12 protein-coding genes are annotated in these 15,353 nt (G+C 72.3%); 5 read left to right on the forward strand and 7 right to left on the reverse strand.

Annotation, left to right across the window (positions count from 1 at the left end; all coding sequences use genetic code 11):
• Positions 1-12: 12 nt before the first annotated feature.
• The 3 genes from AC07FK_RS14810 to AC07FK_RS14820 form a co-directional block, all read right to left on the reverse strand.
• Positions 13-1,863 (reverse strand): SpoIIE family protein phosphatase, encoded by a 1,851-nt coding sequence (locus tag AC07FK_RS14810; RefSeq protein ID WP_479105263.1) that lies wholly within the window; start codon positions 1,861-1,863, stop codon positions 13-15.
• A gap of 262 nt (positions 1,864-2,125) precedes the next feature.
• Positions 2,126-2,800: a cytidylyl-2-hydroxypropylphosphonate hydrolase gene (fomD, locus tag AC07FK_RS14815; RefSeq protein ID WP_479105264.1), complete on the reverse strand. Its 675-nt coding sequence runs from the start codon at positions 2,798-2,800 to the stop codon at positions 2,126-2,128.
• Between the two features lie 44 nt (positions 2,801-2,844).
• The gene (locus tag AC07FK_RS14820; protein WP_479105265.1) at positions 2,845-4,248 is read right to left on the reverse strand and encodes a class II fumarate hydratase; all 1,404 of its coding nucleotides are present in this window, start codon (positions 4,246-4,248) and stop codon (positions 2,845-2,847) included.
• 106 nt (positions 4,249-4,354) lie between these two features.
• On the opposite strand from AC07FK_RS14820, the gene AC07FK_RS14825 reads away from it, so the two are divergent.
• Positions 4,355-5,878: a ricin-type beta-trefoil lectin domain protein gene (locus AC07FK_RS14825; RefSeq protein WP_479105266.1), complete on the forward strand. Its 1,524-nt coding sequence runs from the start codon at positions 4,355-4,357 to the stop codon at positions 5,876-5,878.
• A gap of 119 nt (positions 5,879-5,997) precedes the next feature.
• Here AC07FK_RS14825 and AC07FK_RS14830 read toward each other — a convergent pair whose 3' ends face one another.
• Entirely contained in the window at positions 5,998-7,683 is a 1,686-nt protein-coding gene (locus tag AC07FK_RS14830; RefSeq protein WP_479105267.1) for a fumarate hydratase, read from the reverse strand.
• Positions 7,684-7,832: 149 nt separating this feature from the next.
• On the opposite strand from AC07FK_RS14830, the gene AC07FK_RS14835 reads away from it, so the two are divergent.
• The 4 genes from AC07FK_RS14835 to AC07FK_RS14850 all read left to right on the forward strand — a co-directional run bounded on the left by AC07FK_RS14835 (position 7,833) and on the right by AC07FK_RS14850 (position 11,637).
• Positions 7,833-8,519 (forward strand): DUF1707 SHOCT-like domain-containing protein, encoded by a 687-nt coding sequence (locus tag AC07FK_RS14835; protein WP_479105268.1) that lies wholly within the window; start codon positions 7,833-7,835, stop codon positions 8,517-8,519.
• A gap of 91 nt (positions 8,520-8,610) precedes the next feature.
• Positions 8,611-8,979, forward strand: a complete 369-nt coding sequence (locus AC07FK_RS14840; RefSeq protein ID WP_453406261.1) for a WhiB family transcriptional regulator — start codon at positions 8,611-8,613, stop codon at positions 8,977-8,979.
• A gap of 160 nt (positions 8,980-9,139) precedes the next feature.
• Positions 9,140-9,631, forward strand: a complete 492-nt coding sequence (locus AC07FK_RS14845) for an effector-associated constant component EACC1 (RefSeq protein WP_479105269.1) — start codon at positions 9,140-9,142, stop codon at positions 9,629-9,631.
• Entirely contained in the window at positions 9,628-11,637 is a 2,010-nt protein-coding gene (locus AC07FK_RS14850; RefSeq protein ID WP_479105270.1) for a caspase, EACC1-associated type, read from the forward strand. The genes AC07FK_RS14845 and AC07FK_RS14850 overlap by 4 nt, the downstream gene beginning before the upstream one ends.
• 214 nt (positions 11,638-11,851) lie before the next feature.
• Here the strand turns inward: AC07FK_RS14850 and ilvD are convergent, their stop codons facing one another.
• From ilvD to AC07FK_RS14865, 3 genes are all read right to left on the reverse strand, one after another.
• Positions 11,852-13,702, reverse strand: a complete 1,851-nt coding sequence (gene ilvD, locus AC07FK_RS14855; protein WP_479105271.1) for a dihydroxy-acid dehydratase — start codon at positions 13,700-13,702, stop codon at positions 11,852-11,854.
• A 185-nt stretch (positions 13,703-13,887) separates the two neighbouring features.
• On the reverse strand, positions 13,888-14,523 hold the full coding sequence (locus AC07FK_RS14860) for a TetR/AcrR family transcriptional regulator (protein WP_479105272.1): 636 nt from the start codon (positions 14,521-14,523) through the stop codon (positions 13,888-13,890).
• Positions 14,520-15,338: a sugar phosphate isomerase/epimerase family protein gene (locus AC07FK_RS14865; protein WP_479105273.1), complete on the reverse strand. Its 819-nt coding sequence runs from the start codon at positions 15,336-15,338 to the stop codon at positions 14,520-14,522. The genes AC07FK_RS14860 and AC07FK_RS14865 overlap by 4 nt, the downstream gene beginning before the upstream one ends.
• Between the last annotated feature and the right edge of the window lie 15 nt (positions 15,339-15,353).

Genomic DNA, 15,353 nt, shown 5'->3' on the forward strand with positions numbered 1-15,353 from the left:
CGTGCGCGACGGCTACGGACGCGTGGCCAGCTCGAACCACACCACCTTGCCGGACGACAGGCGCGTGGCGCCCCACCGTCTCGCCAGCCGGTTCACCAGGAACAGGCCGCGCCCGCCCTCGTCCGTGTCCCGCGCCCGCCGCTGCCGGGGCAGCTGCGGCGCGTCGTCGCCGACCTCGCAGCGCAGGACGTCCGTACGCAGCAGCCGCAGCGTCACGGGCCGCTCGGCGTACCGCACCGCGTTCGTCACCACCTCGCTGACCAGCAGCTCCACCGAGTCGCTCAGCTCCTCCAGGCCCCAGCGCGCCAGCGCGCGCCGCGCCAGCCTGCGGGCGCGGCCGGGCGCCTGCTCCTCCGGCTCCAGGAACCAGTACGCGACGTCGCTCGGCGCGATCCCGTCGAAGCGGGCGGCGAGCAGCGCGATGTCGTCGTCCCGGTCACCCGGCCCGAGCATGTCGAGTACGTCGTCGCACAGGGCCTCCAGCGGCGGGGAGTGATCAGGTCCGGTCAACTGCGCGGTGTCGGCGAGCCTTTCCCGCAGCTGCTCGATGCCCGTCCACACGTCCCGCAGCCGCGACTCGACGAGCCCGTCGGTGTAGAGCAGCAGCGTGGCGCCGGCCGGCGCGTCGAGTTCGACGGCCTCGAAGTCGACCCCGCCGACGCCGATGGGCGCGCCCGGCGGCACCCGCAGCACCTCGGCGCGCCCGCCCAGGTGCAGCAGGATGGGCGGCGGGTGGCCCGCGTTGGCGATGGTGATCCGGTGCGAGACCGGGTCGTACACGGCGTACAGGCAGGTCGCCATGCGGTCCTGGCCCAGCCGCTGCGCCTGCTCGTCGAGGTGGTGCAGCACCTCCTGCGGCGGCAGGTCTAGACCGGCGAGGGTCTGCGCCGTCGTCCGCAGCTGACCCATGATCGCCGCCGACGTCATGGAGTGGCCCATGACGTCGCCGACGACCAGCGCGACGCGGCTGCCCGGCAGCGGAATGGCGTCGTACCAGTCGCCGCCGACGCGGGCCGTCTCGGCGGCCGGCAGGTAGCGGGAGGCCAGCTTGACGCCGGTCGGCTGGGGGAGCGAGTCGGGCAGCATGGTGCGCTGGAGCTCGTCGGCGATGTACGCCTCGCGCCCGTACAGCACCGCCTTGTCGATGCCCAGCGCGGTGTGCGTGGCCAACTGGGCGGCGACCAGCAGGTCGTTCGCCTCGAACGCGGGCCGTTCGGGGCGGCGCAGGAAGACGGCCGCGCCGATCACGCGGCGCCGGCCGCGCAGCGGCGCGAGGATCGCGCGGCGTCCGGTGGGCAGGCTCATGGCCTCGCCGAGCAGCTCGGCGAGTGCCGCCCGCGCGGACGAGGTGTCGCCGAACACCGGACGTACGCCCCTGAGCACTTCGGCCAGAGCGCCGCCGCTGCGCACCTCGCACAGTTGCGGCGCGGGCATCGGCTCGGCCTGGAGGTCGATCTCCTCGGCCCCGTCGTCCGTTAAGCGCAGCCGGTCGGTGCGGCGCAGCCGCAGCATGAACGGCACGGCGGGGCGCTCGTCGCCGACCGGCAGCGGGTCGCGCAGATAGACCAGGATCGCGTCGGTGAACGTCGGCACGGACGCCCGGCACAGGCCGAGCACGATCTCGTCGAGGTCGATGCCGCGTGCGATCCGCCGCGTGGCCGCGCCGACGAACCGCAGCCGGTCGCCCTCGCTCCTGGTCGCCGCGGCCGGCTCCGGGGTCCCGTCGCCCGCGGCCGGCTGGGGAGCGGGCGCCGGACTCGGCACCGCAGGCGGCGCCTCCTCCTGCCGCGGCCGGGTGCGCTCGTGCGGCCGGGCGACCAGGGGCTGCCGGCCTTCGTGCGAGGTGGACTGGTGCTCCGTCACGCGTGGGGTTCCGTCCGTCCGGGGAGCTTGTGCGATGCAATCGCTTTGTGTGGCGATATACCCGCTCTGCGGGCGGCCTCGACAGGACGGTGGGCCCCGAACCCGGCAGATTCGCGTTCCGGCACGGCTCCACCCCCCTGTGGTGACATACGGTCAGGTTCTGCGCCCAGCACGCCAGTTGTTGGCGCGGCCAGTGCGCTCAGTGCGCTCAGTGTTGCGGAAGGCGATCCTACGTTTGACCCATGGGGGCGTTTCAAGGGTCTCACGGAGCCATGTGAACAGGAGTGCGGTCCCAGTCATCGGGCAACCGGGGAACGGCCCATTGCGGATCGGGCCTCCAGTTCTCCCAGCCGTCGCGGAACGGCGCACCCCACGCGGTGATCAGGCGGACCGCGGCGCGCCCCGCGTCCCGTACCCGCGCGGCCTGCTCCTCGCTCAGCAGTCCCACCCGGCGCGCCTGCTCGAACTCGTCCTCGTCGAGCCAGCACCAGGCGCGGTCCGGGTTCACGGAGATGTCCAGGAAGTGGTCCTCGGAGTCGATGCCGCCCGACCAGCGGGTGTGCGGCTCCTCCAGGTTCACGTACCAGTTCTTGAACCGCCAGCCCGGTTCCCAGAACAGCCACACCGACCACGGGTCGCCCGGACGCGCGAGCTTGAGCACGCCGGTGCCCCACCACCGCGAGGTCGTGGTGGTCCGCGGCGCCGTGTACCGGGTGGCCAGCGGCTCCTCGTGCACCGGCGTGCCGTTCGCCAGCACCGGCCGGACGCACTGGGTGCCCGGCGCCATCCACACCGCCAGCAGTTCGTCGGTGTCGCGGACGACCGTGACGGGGCGGCAGATGTGTATCCGGCCGGAGCCGTTGCCGCGATAGCGCCAGAGGATGTGGTCCCCCGGCGCCCAACGCGCCCTGCCCGCACCGCCCGCCGTATCTGTCATGAGCAGATCTTAGGAGTACGTTCTGCCGGTTGCCGCGACCGAGGTCACGGGTGCGTCATACGCAGCACGTCCAACGCCTCGTCGAGCTGTTCCAGGGTGAGGGCGCCCCGCTCGACGTAGCCGGACTCCAGCACGACCTCGCGGATCGTCCTGCGCTCGGCGAGGGACTTCTTGGCGACCTTCGCGGCCTCCTCGTAGCCGATGTACTTGTTGAGCGGAGTGACCACGGACGGCGAGGACTCGGCATACTCGCGGGCGCGTTCGACGTTCGCGGTGATGCCGTCGACCGTACGGTCGGCCAGCAGCCGGGTCGCGTTGGCGAGCAGCCGCACCGACTCCAGGAGGTTCTTGGCCATCACCGGCAGCATGACGTTCAGCTCGAAGTTGCCCGCCGCGCCGGCCGCGGCGACCGTGGCGTCGTTCCCCGTCACCTGGGCCGCGACCATCAGCACGGCCTCGGGAATGACCGGATTCACCTTGCCGGGCATGATCGATGAGCCCGGCTGGAGGTCCGGAAGGCTGATCTCGGCCAATCCGGTGCGCGGTCCTGACGCCATCCAGCGCAGGTCGTTGGAGATCTTGGTGAGGGAGACCGCGATCGTACGGAGCTGGCCCGACGTCTCGACGAGTCCGTCCCGCGCGCCCTGCGCCTCGAAGTGGTCCCGGGCCTCGGTGAGCGGCAGCCCCGTGGTGCGGGCCACCTCGGCGATGACGGCGGCCGAGAAGCCGGGCGGGGTGTTGATGCCGGTGCCCACCGCCGTGCCGCCGAGGGGGAGTTCCGCGAGGCGGGGGAGCGAGGCCCGCAGCCGCTCGACGCCGTACCGGACGGCCGCCGCGTAACCGCCGAACTCCTGGCCGAGGGTGACCGGCGTGGCGTCCATCAGGTGTGTACGGCCGGACTTCACGACGTCCGCGAACTCCGCCGCCTTGCGCTCCAGGGAGGCCGCCAGATGGTCGAGGGCGGGGATCAGGTCGCCGGTGACGGCGGCGGTCGCCGCGATGTGGATGGAGGAGGGGAACACGTCGTTGGACGACTGTGAGGCGTTGACGTGGTCGTTGGGATGGACCGGGCTCCCGAGGCGCTCGGTGGCGAGCGTGGCGACGACCTCGTTCATGTTCATGTTGGAGGACGTCCCGGAACCCGTCTGGAAGACGTCCACCGGGAAGTGCTCGTCCCAGCGCCCCCGCGCGACCTCCTCGGCCGCCTCCGCGACCGCCCGCGCGATGTCCCCGTCCAGTACGCCGAGCTCGGCGTTGACCACGGCGGCGGCGGCCTTGACGCGGGCCAGGGCCTCGATGTGGGCGCGCTCCAGGCGCTGGCCGGAGATGGGGAAGTTCTGCACGGCCCGCTGGGTCTGGGCACGCCACTTGGCGTGCGCCGGGACCCGTACCTCGCCCATCGAGTCGTGCTCCACGCGGTACTCGCCCTGCTGGTCGTCGGTCGTCATGATCACGTACCTCCTCGGAAAGTTGAGCACTTGTCTTGTTCTGCGTATTCCCAAGTCGCCTACCGGCCAGTAAATACCGGGGGTAACAACAAACCGGGGAGGCGCAATGAAGCGCACACGGCTCAGACTTCGCTCTGCGGTCGCCACCGCCGCCGCACTCGCGGCGGCCATGGGGGGCGGCCTGACGGCGGCGGCCCCCGCCACCGCGGCCGACAAAACCGCGTCGGCTTCCACACCGCTTCCGGCCGAACTGGAGGCCGTCCGGGCCGCCGAGGCCGTGAAGCTGTACGGCAGTCCGGCCGAGCGGCCCATGGACCAGCGCAAGACCGGGCTGATCTCGCTCGGCGACAGCGAGATCTCCGGCGAGGGCGTCGGCACCTACGAACCCGGCACCAACGGGCCCGACAACTGGTGCCACCGCTCGCCCGACGCCGCGATCCACCGCACCGGCATCCCGGCCGACGTCACGTACAACGTCTCCTGCTCGGGCGCGTACACCGGAAACATCCGGATCGGCGGCGGCAAGCAGTACGCCGACGAGCTGGTCCAGAGCGACAACCTGGCCGTGAAGGCCCGCAACACCCGCATCAAGATGGTCCTGCTGGTCGCCGGCGCCAACGACGACCTCCAGTTCGGGCCGGTGATGACCGACTGCGTCACGCGCTGGCTGACGATCCAGGGCGCCTGCGCGCCGAAGTACGCCCCCGGCTGGCAGGCGCGCGTCGACGCGCTCGTCCCCAAGGTCGAGCAGACCGTCCGCGACCTGCGGACGGTGATGCGCGACGCCGGGTACGCCGACGGGGACTACAAGATGGTCGTGATGGGCTACCCGAGCCCCATCGGCCCCGACATCAAGGACAACCCGAACTTCCCGGGCAAGATTCCGGGCGGCTGCGCGGGATACGACTCCGACGCGGCCTGGGGCCGCGACACCGCGGTCTCCACGTTCGAACGCGGGATGCGCAGGGCGGCGGCGAACACGGCGTCCGTCTATCTCGACAACTCCCGCCTCTTCCACGGCCACGAGGTCTGCATGGAGGACCCGTGGGCGCGCGGCCTCTACATCGACCTCTCCAAGCCCGGCCTGCCGGACTCCAACTCGGTCCGCCAGTCCTTCCACCCGAACATCCGCGGCCACGCGGCCTTCGCCTCCTGTCTCACCCAGGTCTACGACTCCGGGCTGCGGGAAGCGAGCTGCGCCGACCCGGCGAGCACCGGAAAGCCGGTGCTCTTCGCCGGGGCGTGGGACGACGTGTACAAGCCTTTGAGGAACGCGGCGACGGGGACGTGCGCCGACGTGCCCGGTTCGACGACGCGCAACGGCACGGCGGTCGGCGGCTGGGACTGCCACGGCGGCCGCAACCAGGGCTGGTGGTACGACACCGCGCAGAAGTCGGTCCGTACGGAACTGACCCACGACCGGTGCCTGGACGTCCCCGGTGCCAAGTACCAGGCAGGCGCCGGGCTGGTCCTGTGGAACTGCTCGGGCGCGGCGAACCAGCAGTTCGTGCGTGACGGGTCCACGATCCGCCCGGCGGCGTCCACGGGTCTCTGCGTCACACTCGCGGCGGCCAAGGACCCGCTGCGGCTCCAGCCCTGCACGGGGGCGGCGAACCAGCAGTTCGCGTAGAGCGACGGCGGCGCGGGTCCCCGGCAGGGGCTCGCGCCGCGGCGAACGCGCGCCCGGGAAACCGGGACTGCCCCCGCCCGCGGGACCGCGGACGGGGGCAGACGGCGCCGCGCCGGGAATCAGGCCAGGCCGGGACCCCGGACGGGGATGGAGGTGAACGTCGGGGCCGGGGCGGGCTCGGTGAAGAAGTCGTTGCCCTTGTCGTCGACCACGATGAACGCGGGGAAGTCCTCGACCTCGATCTTCCAGACCGCCTCCATGCCGAGCTCCTCGTACTCGACGACCTCGACCTTCTTGATGCAGTCCTGGGCGAGCCGGGCCGCCGGGCCGCCGATCGAGCCCAGGTAGAAGCCGCCGTGCGTACCGCACGCGTCCGTGACCTGCTTCGAGCGGTTGCCCTTGGCCAGCATGACCTTGGAGCCGCCCGCCGCCTGGAACTGCTCGACGTAGGAGTCCATGCGGCCGGCCGTCGTCGGGCCGAAGGAGCCGGACGCGTAACCCTCGGGGGTCTTGGCCGGACCGGCGTAGTACACCGGGTGGTCCTTCAGGTACTGCGGCATCTCCTCGCCCGCGTCCAGCCGCTCCTTGATCTTCGCGTGCGCGATGTCACGGGCGACGACGAGCGGTCCGGTGAGGGACAGGCGGGTCTTGACGGGGTACTTGGTGAGCTCGGCGAGGACCTCGTCCATGGGCCGGTTCAGGTCGATCTTCACCACATCGCCGGCCTCGGCCGCGTTGTCGAGGTGTTCGTCCGTTGTGTCGGGCAGGAACCGCGCCGGGTCCTTCTCCAGCTGCTCCAGGAAGACGCCCTCGGCGGTGATCTTCGCGACGGCCTGGCGGTCCGCCGAGCAGGACACGGCGATCGCGACGGGCAGGGACGCCCCGTGCCGGGGCAGGCGGACCACGCGCACGTCGTGGCAGAAGTACTTGCCGCCGAACTGCGCGCCGATGCCGATCTTCTGCGTCAGCTCGAAGACCTTCTCCTCCAGCTCCTTGTCGCGGAAGCCGTGGCCGGTCGGCGAGCCCTCGGAGGGCAGCTCGTCCAGGTAGTGCGCGGAGGCGTACTTCGCCGTCTTGAGCGCGAACTCGGCGCTCGTGCCGCCGACGACGATCGCCAGGTGGTACGGCGGGCACGCGGCCGTGCCGAGCGAGCGGATCTTCTCCTCCAGGAACTTCATCATGGAGGACTCGTTGAGGACGGCCTTCGTCTCCTGGTAGAGGAAGGACTTGTTGGCGGAACCGCCGCCCTTCGCCATGAAGAGGAACTTGTACGCGCCGCCGTCGGTGGCGTACAGCTCGATCTGCGCGGGCAGGTTCGAGCCGGTGTTCTTCTCCTCCCACATGTTCAGCGGGGCCATCTGCGAGTACCGCAGGTTGAGCTTGGTGTACGCGTCGAAGATGCCGCGCGAGAGGGCCTCCTCGTCGCCGCCCTCCGTGAGGACGTTCTGGCCGCGCTTGCCCATGACGATCGCGGTGCCGGTGTCCTGGCACATGGGCAGGACGCCCGCCGCCGCGATGTTCGCGTTCTTGAGCAGGTCCAGGGCCACGAACTTGTCGTTCGAGGACGCCTCCGGGTCGTCGATGATCCGGCGCAGCTGGGCCAGGTGCGCGGGCCGCAGGTAGTGGGAGATGTCGTGCATCGCCTCGGCGGCCAGGGTGCGCAGCGCCTCGGGGGCGACCTTGAGGAACGTACGGCCGTCGGCCTCGAAGGTGGAGACACCCTCGGCGGTCACCAGGCGATACGGCGTGGTGTCCTCTCCCAGGGGGAGCAGATCGGAGTACGCAAACTCTGGCATTACGGCCATTCCTCACTCGGCAGACGGCAACTGGCCTCCATTGGCGCAGCCCGTCCACCAGCGTAAGACGCCTGCCGGGCGGCGGGTCTGTGAGGTAAGGCTCAGTTGGCGGTCGCGCGCACTAGTCGCGATCTATCGCGTTTGGGTACGCTGGGGCGGTGGACCTCGAGAAGCAGTCTCAGCAGCCGCACCAGCCGACCGCCCCGGCGGTGTCCGCCGAGCCCGCCCTGCGCGCGTCGGACGCGGACCGCGACCGGATCGCGGACATCCTGCGCGACGCCGTGGCCGAGGGCAGGCTGACGGCGGAGGAGCACGCCGACCGCGTCGAGGCGGTCTACCGTGCCAAGACGGTCGCCGAACTGGAGCCGCTGGTCCAGGACTTGCCCGCGCCGGGCGGCCGTACCCGGCCCGAGCCGGCCTCGGCGGCGTACGACCCGGACGATTCCGGTGTGCCGGTCGCGGCGGAGAACCTGGTCGCCGTCTTCAGCAGCTCCACGCGCAAGGGCCGCTGGCGGATCGGCCGCAGGACGAACGCCTTCGCCCTCTTCGGCAGCGTCGAGATCGACCTGACGGAGGCGCTTTTCGGCCAGCGGCTCACGGTGATCAACGCGACCTCCCTCTTCGGCAACGTCGAGGTGCGCGTCCCCGAGAACATCACCCTGCGCGGCGGCGGCACGGGAATCTTCGGGAACTTCGAGGTCGACTCCCTGGAGGCCCACGATCCCGAGGCGCCCGTCGTCGTCATCAACGGCTACTCGGTGTTCGGTCACATCGAGGCACGGCCCAAGCGCGGGAAGCGCGTCGCGGACCTCCACGGTCGCTTGCGCAAACACCTCGGGCACTGACGCGTTCGAAACCCTGTGCATAGGCGCGCGCACAGCGGGTAGGGACTGCTGCATCGCTGCTCGCTCCCGAAGCCGTCGTCAGGAGTAGACCGTGCTGCATCCGCCGCATCAGTCCCTGCAGGTCGCCGCCGTTCCCTCGCAGCGCGCGCCGTCCCGGGATCAGGCCGGCCCCTGGCACACGGAGGCGGTGTGCCGCCGCGACGAAGCCGGGCTCTTCTTCGCTCCCTCGAAGGAGCCGACGGCCGCCCGGCTGGCGCGGGAGGAAGCCGCGAAGAGGGTCTGTGCGCGATGCCCGGTGATGGTCGAGTGCCGGGAGCACGCCCTGCTCCAGCCCGAGCCGTACGGCGTCTGGGGCGGCCTGACCGCCGCCGAGCGCCGGGTGGTGCTGGCGAGGCGCAGGCGGCGCGAGATGGAGCTGAAGGCGTCCGCCCCCGCCGGCCGGATCGCCGCCGCGGGCTGACCGCGGGGCCGCTCCCCCTCTGCTCCCCTTCACTCCTCTTCGCGCCCCCAGGCTTCGCAACTCGCCGTTCCCGCATGCCGGTTGTGCGAGTATCGGACGGGGCGTGTGTGACGCGCGCCACTGTATCCGGGAGCGAGCGCACGGGAGTCGCGTGGACCGCATGGACGGTACGGAGATCAGATTCGAGGCGGGCCCGGGCCCGGACCGCGGCGCGGATCTGCGGTCGCTCCACAAGTGGCTGTCCGACGACATGTCGCTGCGTGGTCACGCGCGCATCGAGAAGATCGCGGAAGGGGCCGGGGGAGAGACCGCCGCGCCGCGGGGCGTGATGGGGATCGACGCGGAAGCCGTGGCCGCTGTGGTGTCCACGGCCGTGGCGCTGGCCCAGCTGCCGCTCTCGTTCGACGCGTGGCGCCAGGCGCGCCGACCGCGCAGCCCGATCACCGTCAACGTCGTAGGAGCGGACGCGGAGCGGATCGCGGAGATCATGCGCGCGTACGGACAGACCCCGCCGGAACCGGCGGCGGCCCCCGCACCCGCCCCCGAGCCGCCGGGCGCCCCGGCCGACCCGCCTGCCCCGGAACCCGCGGCGGCGGTCGGCCCCGCCGCCCCGGACGGCGTCCCGCCGCGCCCCGACGGGCACGCCCCGTGACAGCCGCCGCCCGGCCCGCGCAGGCCGTGCCACCGCAAGGCGGCTCGCAGCGGATCGACCCGGCCCGCTCGGCCTGTGTGCTGATCGGAGTCGACAAGTACCCCGGCGGCGACAAGGGGCTCGCACCGCTGCCCAGCGTCCGTCACAACCTCGTCGAACTGCGCGCGGCGCTGGCCGACCGGTCGGTCTGGGGCGTCCCCGAGGACCGGATCGTCACCGTCGCGAACCCGCGGACGTCCGCCGAGATCTGCGACCCGATCAGGGTCGCCGCCAAGCAGGCGGTGGACACCCTCCTCGTCTACTACGCGGGCCACGGCCTGCTCGACAGGGACGACAGCCGGCTCTGCCTCACCCTCCCCGGCTCCAGCGAGGACAAGCCGGAGACCTGCGTCGACGCCGGCTATGTGCGCCGCGCGATGAAGGACAACGGCGCCGCGCTGCGCCGGGTGCTGATCCTGGACTGCTGCTTCAGCGGCAAGGTGCTCCAGATGTCGCCGGCCGGGACGGTGGCCGCGGACCTCGGCGTACGGGCGGCGGTGCGGACGCTGCGGGACATCAAGGGCTCGTACGTGATGACCTCCGCGACCCACGACCGCCCTTCCCACGCGCCCGACAAGGACCAGTGCAGCGTCTTCACCGGGGAGCTCGTCGACGTCCTGCGCAAGGGCATCCCCGAAGGCCCGCCGATGCTGGGGCTGCACGCCGTCTTCCGGGAGGTCAGGGACCGGGTCGTCGGGCGGGACGACCTGCCCGGCCCGCAGGAGCCCCAGGACGAGAGCCAGAACGGCGTCGGCGACCTGGAGTTCGTCCGCAACCTCGCCGTACTGCCGCCGCTGCCGGAGCCCGGTCCGCCGGTGCCCCCGCCCCACGGGCGGCGCTGGCCCTGGGCCCTGGTGGCGGGGGCGCTCGGCCTCGGGATCGGGTTCTCCACGACGCCGGCCGTCGACTGGTGGCAGGGGCGCGTCCGCGAGCCGGTCCCGGCGGCCGGGCGGTGCGCGCCGGGCGCCGTCCTGCTCGACCACTCCGACGCGCTCGACAAGACGGAGGCCGACGGCGAGAAGCTGGCGGGGCTGTCCGGCCTCGCGCTCCTGCCCGGCGGGAACGGCGAGGCGCTCGCACTGGCCGACAACGAGTTCAACCGGGTCTTCCCGCTGCGTCTCACCGGCGGCGGCGGCTCGCGCACCCTGGCGCCCTCGGCCCGGACCGCCACCACCCTGCGCCCGGCGGCCGGCGGCCGGCTCCCCGCCTGGATCGACGCCGAGGCCCTGGTGGTGGAGAAGGGCGGCCGGACCATCCTGGTCGCGGCGGAGACCGGGCCCGCCCTGCGCCGGTTCGACCTGGCGACCGGCCGCCAGGTCGGCAAGGACCTGCCGGTGCCCGAGGAGTTCGAGCCGTGGCCGGTGGGCGGCGCCCAGACGGGCCGGACCATCGAGGCGCTCGCCCTCAGCCCCGACGGCCGGCACCTGTACGCCGGAATGGAGGCGTCCCTGTCCCAGGACGGCGACGAACGCGGCCGCAACCTGCTGCGCATCCAGCGCTACACCGGCATGCCGGGCGGGGCGTACCTACCGGACCGCCAGTACGCCTACCGGGCCGCCGACGGGCTCTACCTGACCGAACTGGTGGCGGTGGGGCCGGATCGGCTGCTGGCCCTGGAACGGCACTACGCCGCCGGCGTCGGCAACGCGATCCGCGTCCAGCGGCTGTCCCTGGAGGGGGCGCAGGACGTGACGGGGGAGCGGGCGCTGTACCGCAGGCCGGCCGACGAGTTCGTACGGAGCGAGAAGCTCTTCGACCTCGCCGACTGCCCGGCCGGGGACCCCGGGCAAGTGGCCGCGAAGGGCCCGCAGCCCAACCCGCTGCTGCAGAACGCGGAGGGGATGGCGCTCGGCGAGCCGTGGACCGGGGGGAAGCACAAGGGCTGGCGGCCGCTCTACCTGGTGTCGGACGACAACCTCAACGCGGTGCAGATCACGCGGCTGTACCTGCTCGCCGTACGGGTGTGAGCGCCGGTACGGGCCCGGACGCGGGGGGGGGGGGGGGGGGGGGGGGGGGGGGGGGGGGGGGGGGGGGGGGGGGGGGGGGGGGGGGGGTGGGCGGGGGGGGGGAGGGGAGGGGGGGAGGGGGGGAGGGGGGGGGGGGGGGGGGGGGGTGCTGTTTCCCCCCCCCCCCCCCCCCCCCCCCCGCCGCCGTTCACCCGCTCGCCCGAGCGGGCCGCGCTCAGCCCAGCTTGGTGACGTCGCGCACCGCGCCCTTGTCGGCGCTGGTCGCCATCGCCGCGTACGCGCGCAGGGCCTGGGAGACCTTGCGCTCGCGGTTCTTCGGGGCGTACACACCGCCGAGGGCCGCGCGGCGGGCCGCCAGGTCCTCGTCCGCGACGAGGAGTTCGATCGTGCGGTTCGGGATGTCGATGCGGATGCGGTCGCCGTCCTCCACGAGCGCGATCGTGCCGCCGGACGCCGCCTCGGGAGAGGCGTGGCCGATGGAGAGGCCCGACGTACCGCCCGAGAAGCGGCCGTCCGTGACGAGCGCGCAGGTCTTGCCGAGGCCGCGCCCCTTCAGGAAGGACGTCGGGTAGAGCATCTCCTGCATGCCGGGGCCGCCGCGCGGGCCCTCGTAGCGGATGACGACGACGTCGCCGTGCGTGATCTCCTTGCGGAGGATCTTGTCGACGGCCTCGTCCTGCGACTCGCAGACGACGGCCGGGCCCTCGAAGGTCCAGATCGACTCGTCGACGCCGGCGGTCTTCACGACGCAGCCGTCGACGGCGAGGTTTCCCTTGAGGACCGCCAGGCCGCCGTCCTTGGAGTACGCGTGCTCGACGGAGCGGATGCAGCCGCCCTCGGCGTCCGTGTCCAGGGTGTCCCACCGCTCGGACTGCGAGAAGGCGGTCGCGGAGCGGACGCAGCCGGGCGCCGCGTGCCACAGCTCGACGGCCTCGTCGGACGCGGAGCCGCCGCGCACGTCCCACGTCTTCAGCCACTCGGCGAGGGTGTCGGAGTGGACGCTGTGCACGTCCTCGTTCAGCAGGCCGCCGCGGTACAGCTCACCGAGGATGGCGGGGATGCCGCCCGCCCGGTGGACGTCCTCCATGTAGTACGTGCCGCCGGGCGCCACGTTCGGCGCGACCTTGGCCAGGCACGGGACGCGGCGCGAGACCTCGTCCATGTCGTCGAGACCGAAGTCGAGCTCGGCCTCCTGCGCGGCGGCCAGCAGGTGCAGGATCGTGTTGGTGGAGCCGCCCATCGCGATGTCGAGCGCCATGGCGTTCTCGAAGGCGGCCCGGCCGGCGATGCTGCGCGGCAGGACGGTGTGGTCGTCCTGCTCGTAGTGGCGCTTGGTGATCTCGACGATCGTGCGGCCGGCGTTCTCGTACAGCGCCTTGCGGGCGGTGTGCGTGGCGAGGACCGAGCCGTTGCCGGGGAGGGCCAGGCCGATGGCCTCGGCCAGGCAGTTCATCGAGTTGGCGGTGAACATGCCGGAACAGGAGCCGCAGGTCGGACAGGCGTTCTCCTCGATACGGAGGATGTCCTCGTCCGAGATCTTGTCGTTGACCGCGTCGGAGATCGCGTCGACCAGGTCGAGCTTGCGCACGGTGCCGTCGACGAGCGTGGCCTTGCCGGCCTCCATCGGGCCGCCGGAGACGAAGATCGTGGGGATGTTGAGGCGCAGTGCGGCCATCAGCATGCCCGGCGTGATCTTGTCGCAGTTCGAGATGCAGATCAGCGCGTCCGCGCAGTGCGCCTCGACCATGTACTCGACGGAGTCGGCGATCAGGTCGCGGGAGGGCAGCGAGTACAGCATTCCGCCGTGGCCCATCGCGATGCCGTCGTCAACCGCGATCGTGTTGAACTCACGCGGGACGGCGCCCGCCGCCAGGATGGCGTCGGAGACGATCCGGCCGACCGGTGCGAGGTGCGTGTGCCCGGGGACGAACTCCGTGAAGGAGTTCGCGACCGCGATGATCGGCTTCCCGATGTCCGCGCCCGCTACGCCCGAAGCCCGCATAAGGGCGCGTGCGCCCGCCATGTTGCGGCCGTGGGTGACTGTGCGGGACCTCAGCTCGGGCATCGTCGCTCGCTCCTTAGGCAGATGGGACGTACGAGGCTTACTCACGAGAGTAACTTCGAGCGTACGCCTCGGATCCACGATCCGGACAGGTCGTCCGTTATGCGGGACGAACCGCTCGGTGTACGGTCACGCCGCGCGCGGGGCCTGGGCAGGGAGCCGGCCGGCGCCCGCGGGCGTGCCCCGGGTCACGCCTCCGTCAGGTACCGCTGGAGCGTCGGGGCGACCGTCGCGATGATCTGCTCCGGGTCGGCCGAGGCCAGCGGCTCCGCCTTGATCACGTACCGCAGGAGCGCGATTCCCACCATGTGCGAGGCCGCCAGCTCCGCCCGGAGGGTGGGATCCGGTACGTCGAGTTCCGCCGCCACCCGCTCCAGCAGCCGCCGCAGCAGGAACGTGCGCAGCACCTTCGCCGCCGTCTCGTTGGTCAGCGCCGACCGGACGATCGCGAGGAGCGGGGCCCTGGTCGCCGGGTTCTCCCACACGCCGATGAAATAGCGGGCCAGCCGCTCGCCGATGCCGTCCGTGCCGCCCGCGCCCAGGACGGCGGGCACCACGAGGGCCGGCTCGAAGGAGATCTCGATGGCGGCCGCGAAGACGTCGTCCTTCGTGCCGAAGTAGTGGTGGACGAGCGCCGCGTCGACTCCCGCCGCCTTCGCGATGCCGCGCATCGAGGTCTTGTCGTACCCGCGCTCGGCGAACTCGTCCCGGGCCGCCGTGAGGATCCGCTCGCGGGCGCCGGGGCCGGCGTCCTCGGGCGAGCGGCGCGGGCGGCCCCGGCGGCGGGGCCCGGTCGGCGGCGTACCGCTGCCGGCACCGGTCACGGGCGCGGCACCCGGGACGCCAGGTGCAGCCGGGTGAAGGCGAGGGCCTCCGCGAGGTCGGCCTCGCGTTCGGCGGACGACATGGCGCGGCGCGTATTGACCTCGATGACCACATGGCCGTCGAAACCGCTCAGGGCGAGGCGTTCCAGAAGCTCGGCGCAGGGCTGGTTGCCGCGCCCCGGCACCAGGTGCTCGTCCTTCGCCGACCCCTTGCCGTCCGCGAGGTGGACGTGACCGAGCCGGTCGCCCATCCGGTCGACCATGGCCATGGTGTCGGTGCGGGCGGTCGCGGTGTGGGACAGGTCGACGGTGAAGTGCCGGTAGTCGTCCTTGGTCACGTCCCACTCGGGGGCGTACGCCAGCATCTCGCGGTCCTTGTAGCGCCACGGGTACATGTTCTCGACGGCGAACCGGACGTCCGTCTCGTCCGCCATCCGCCAGATGCCGTCGACGAAGTCCCGGGCGTACTGACGCTGCCAGCGAAAGGGCGGGTGCACGACGACCGCCGAGGCGCCGAGCTTCTCGGCTGCCGCCTGCGCCCGCCGGAGCTTCGTCCACGGGTCGGTGGTCCAGACGCGCTGGGTGATCAGCAGGCAGGGTGCGTGCACCGCCAGGACCGGGACGCCGTGGTAGTCGGAGAGTCTGCGCAGCGCCTCGATGTCCTGGCTGACGGGGTCCGTCCACACCATGACCTCGACACCGTCGTAGCCGAGGCGTGCGGCGATCTCGAAGGCCGTCGCCGTCGACTCCGGGTACACCGACGCCGTGGACAGCGCGACCTTCGCATCAGGAATGCGCACCACTGGTTCTGCCACGAGGAACAGCCTACG

It is taken from the genome of Streptomyces sp. NPDC046122 (assembly GCF_056429965.1).

Bases quoted from the DNA above. Each gene is read 5' to 3' on its own strand.
- fomD (WP_479105264.1), bottom strand. From the start codon at position 2,800: ATGACAGATACGGCGGGCGGTGCGGGCAGGGCGCGTTGGGCGCCGGGG.
- AC07FK_RS14820 (WP_479105265.1), bottom strand. From the start codon at position 4,248: ATGACGACCGACGACCAGCAGGGCGAGTACCGCGTGGAGCACGACTCG.
- AC07FK_RS14825 (WP_479105266.1), top strand. From the start codon at position 4,355: ATGAAGCGCACACGGCTCAGACTTCGCTCTGCGGTCGCCACCGCCGCC.
- AC07FK_RS14830 (WP_479105267.1), bottom strand. From the start codon at position 7,683: ATGGCCGTAATGCCAGAGTTTGCGTACTCCGATCTGCTCCCCCTGGGA.
- AC07FK_RS14845 (WP_479105269.1), top strand. From the start codon at position 9,140: ATGGACGGTACGGAGATCAGATTCGAGGCGGGCCCGGGCCCGGACCGC.
- ilvD (WP_479105271.1), bottom strand. From the start codon at position 13,702: ATGCCCGAGCTGAGGTCCCGCACAGTCACCCACGGCCGCAACATGGCG.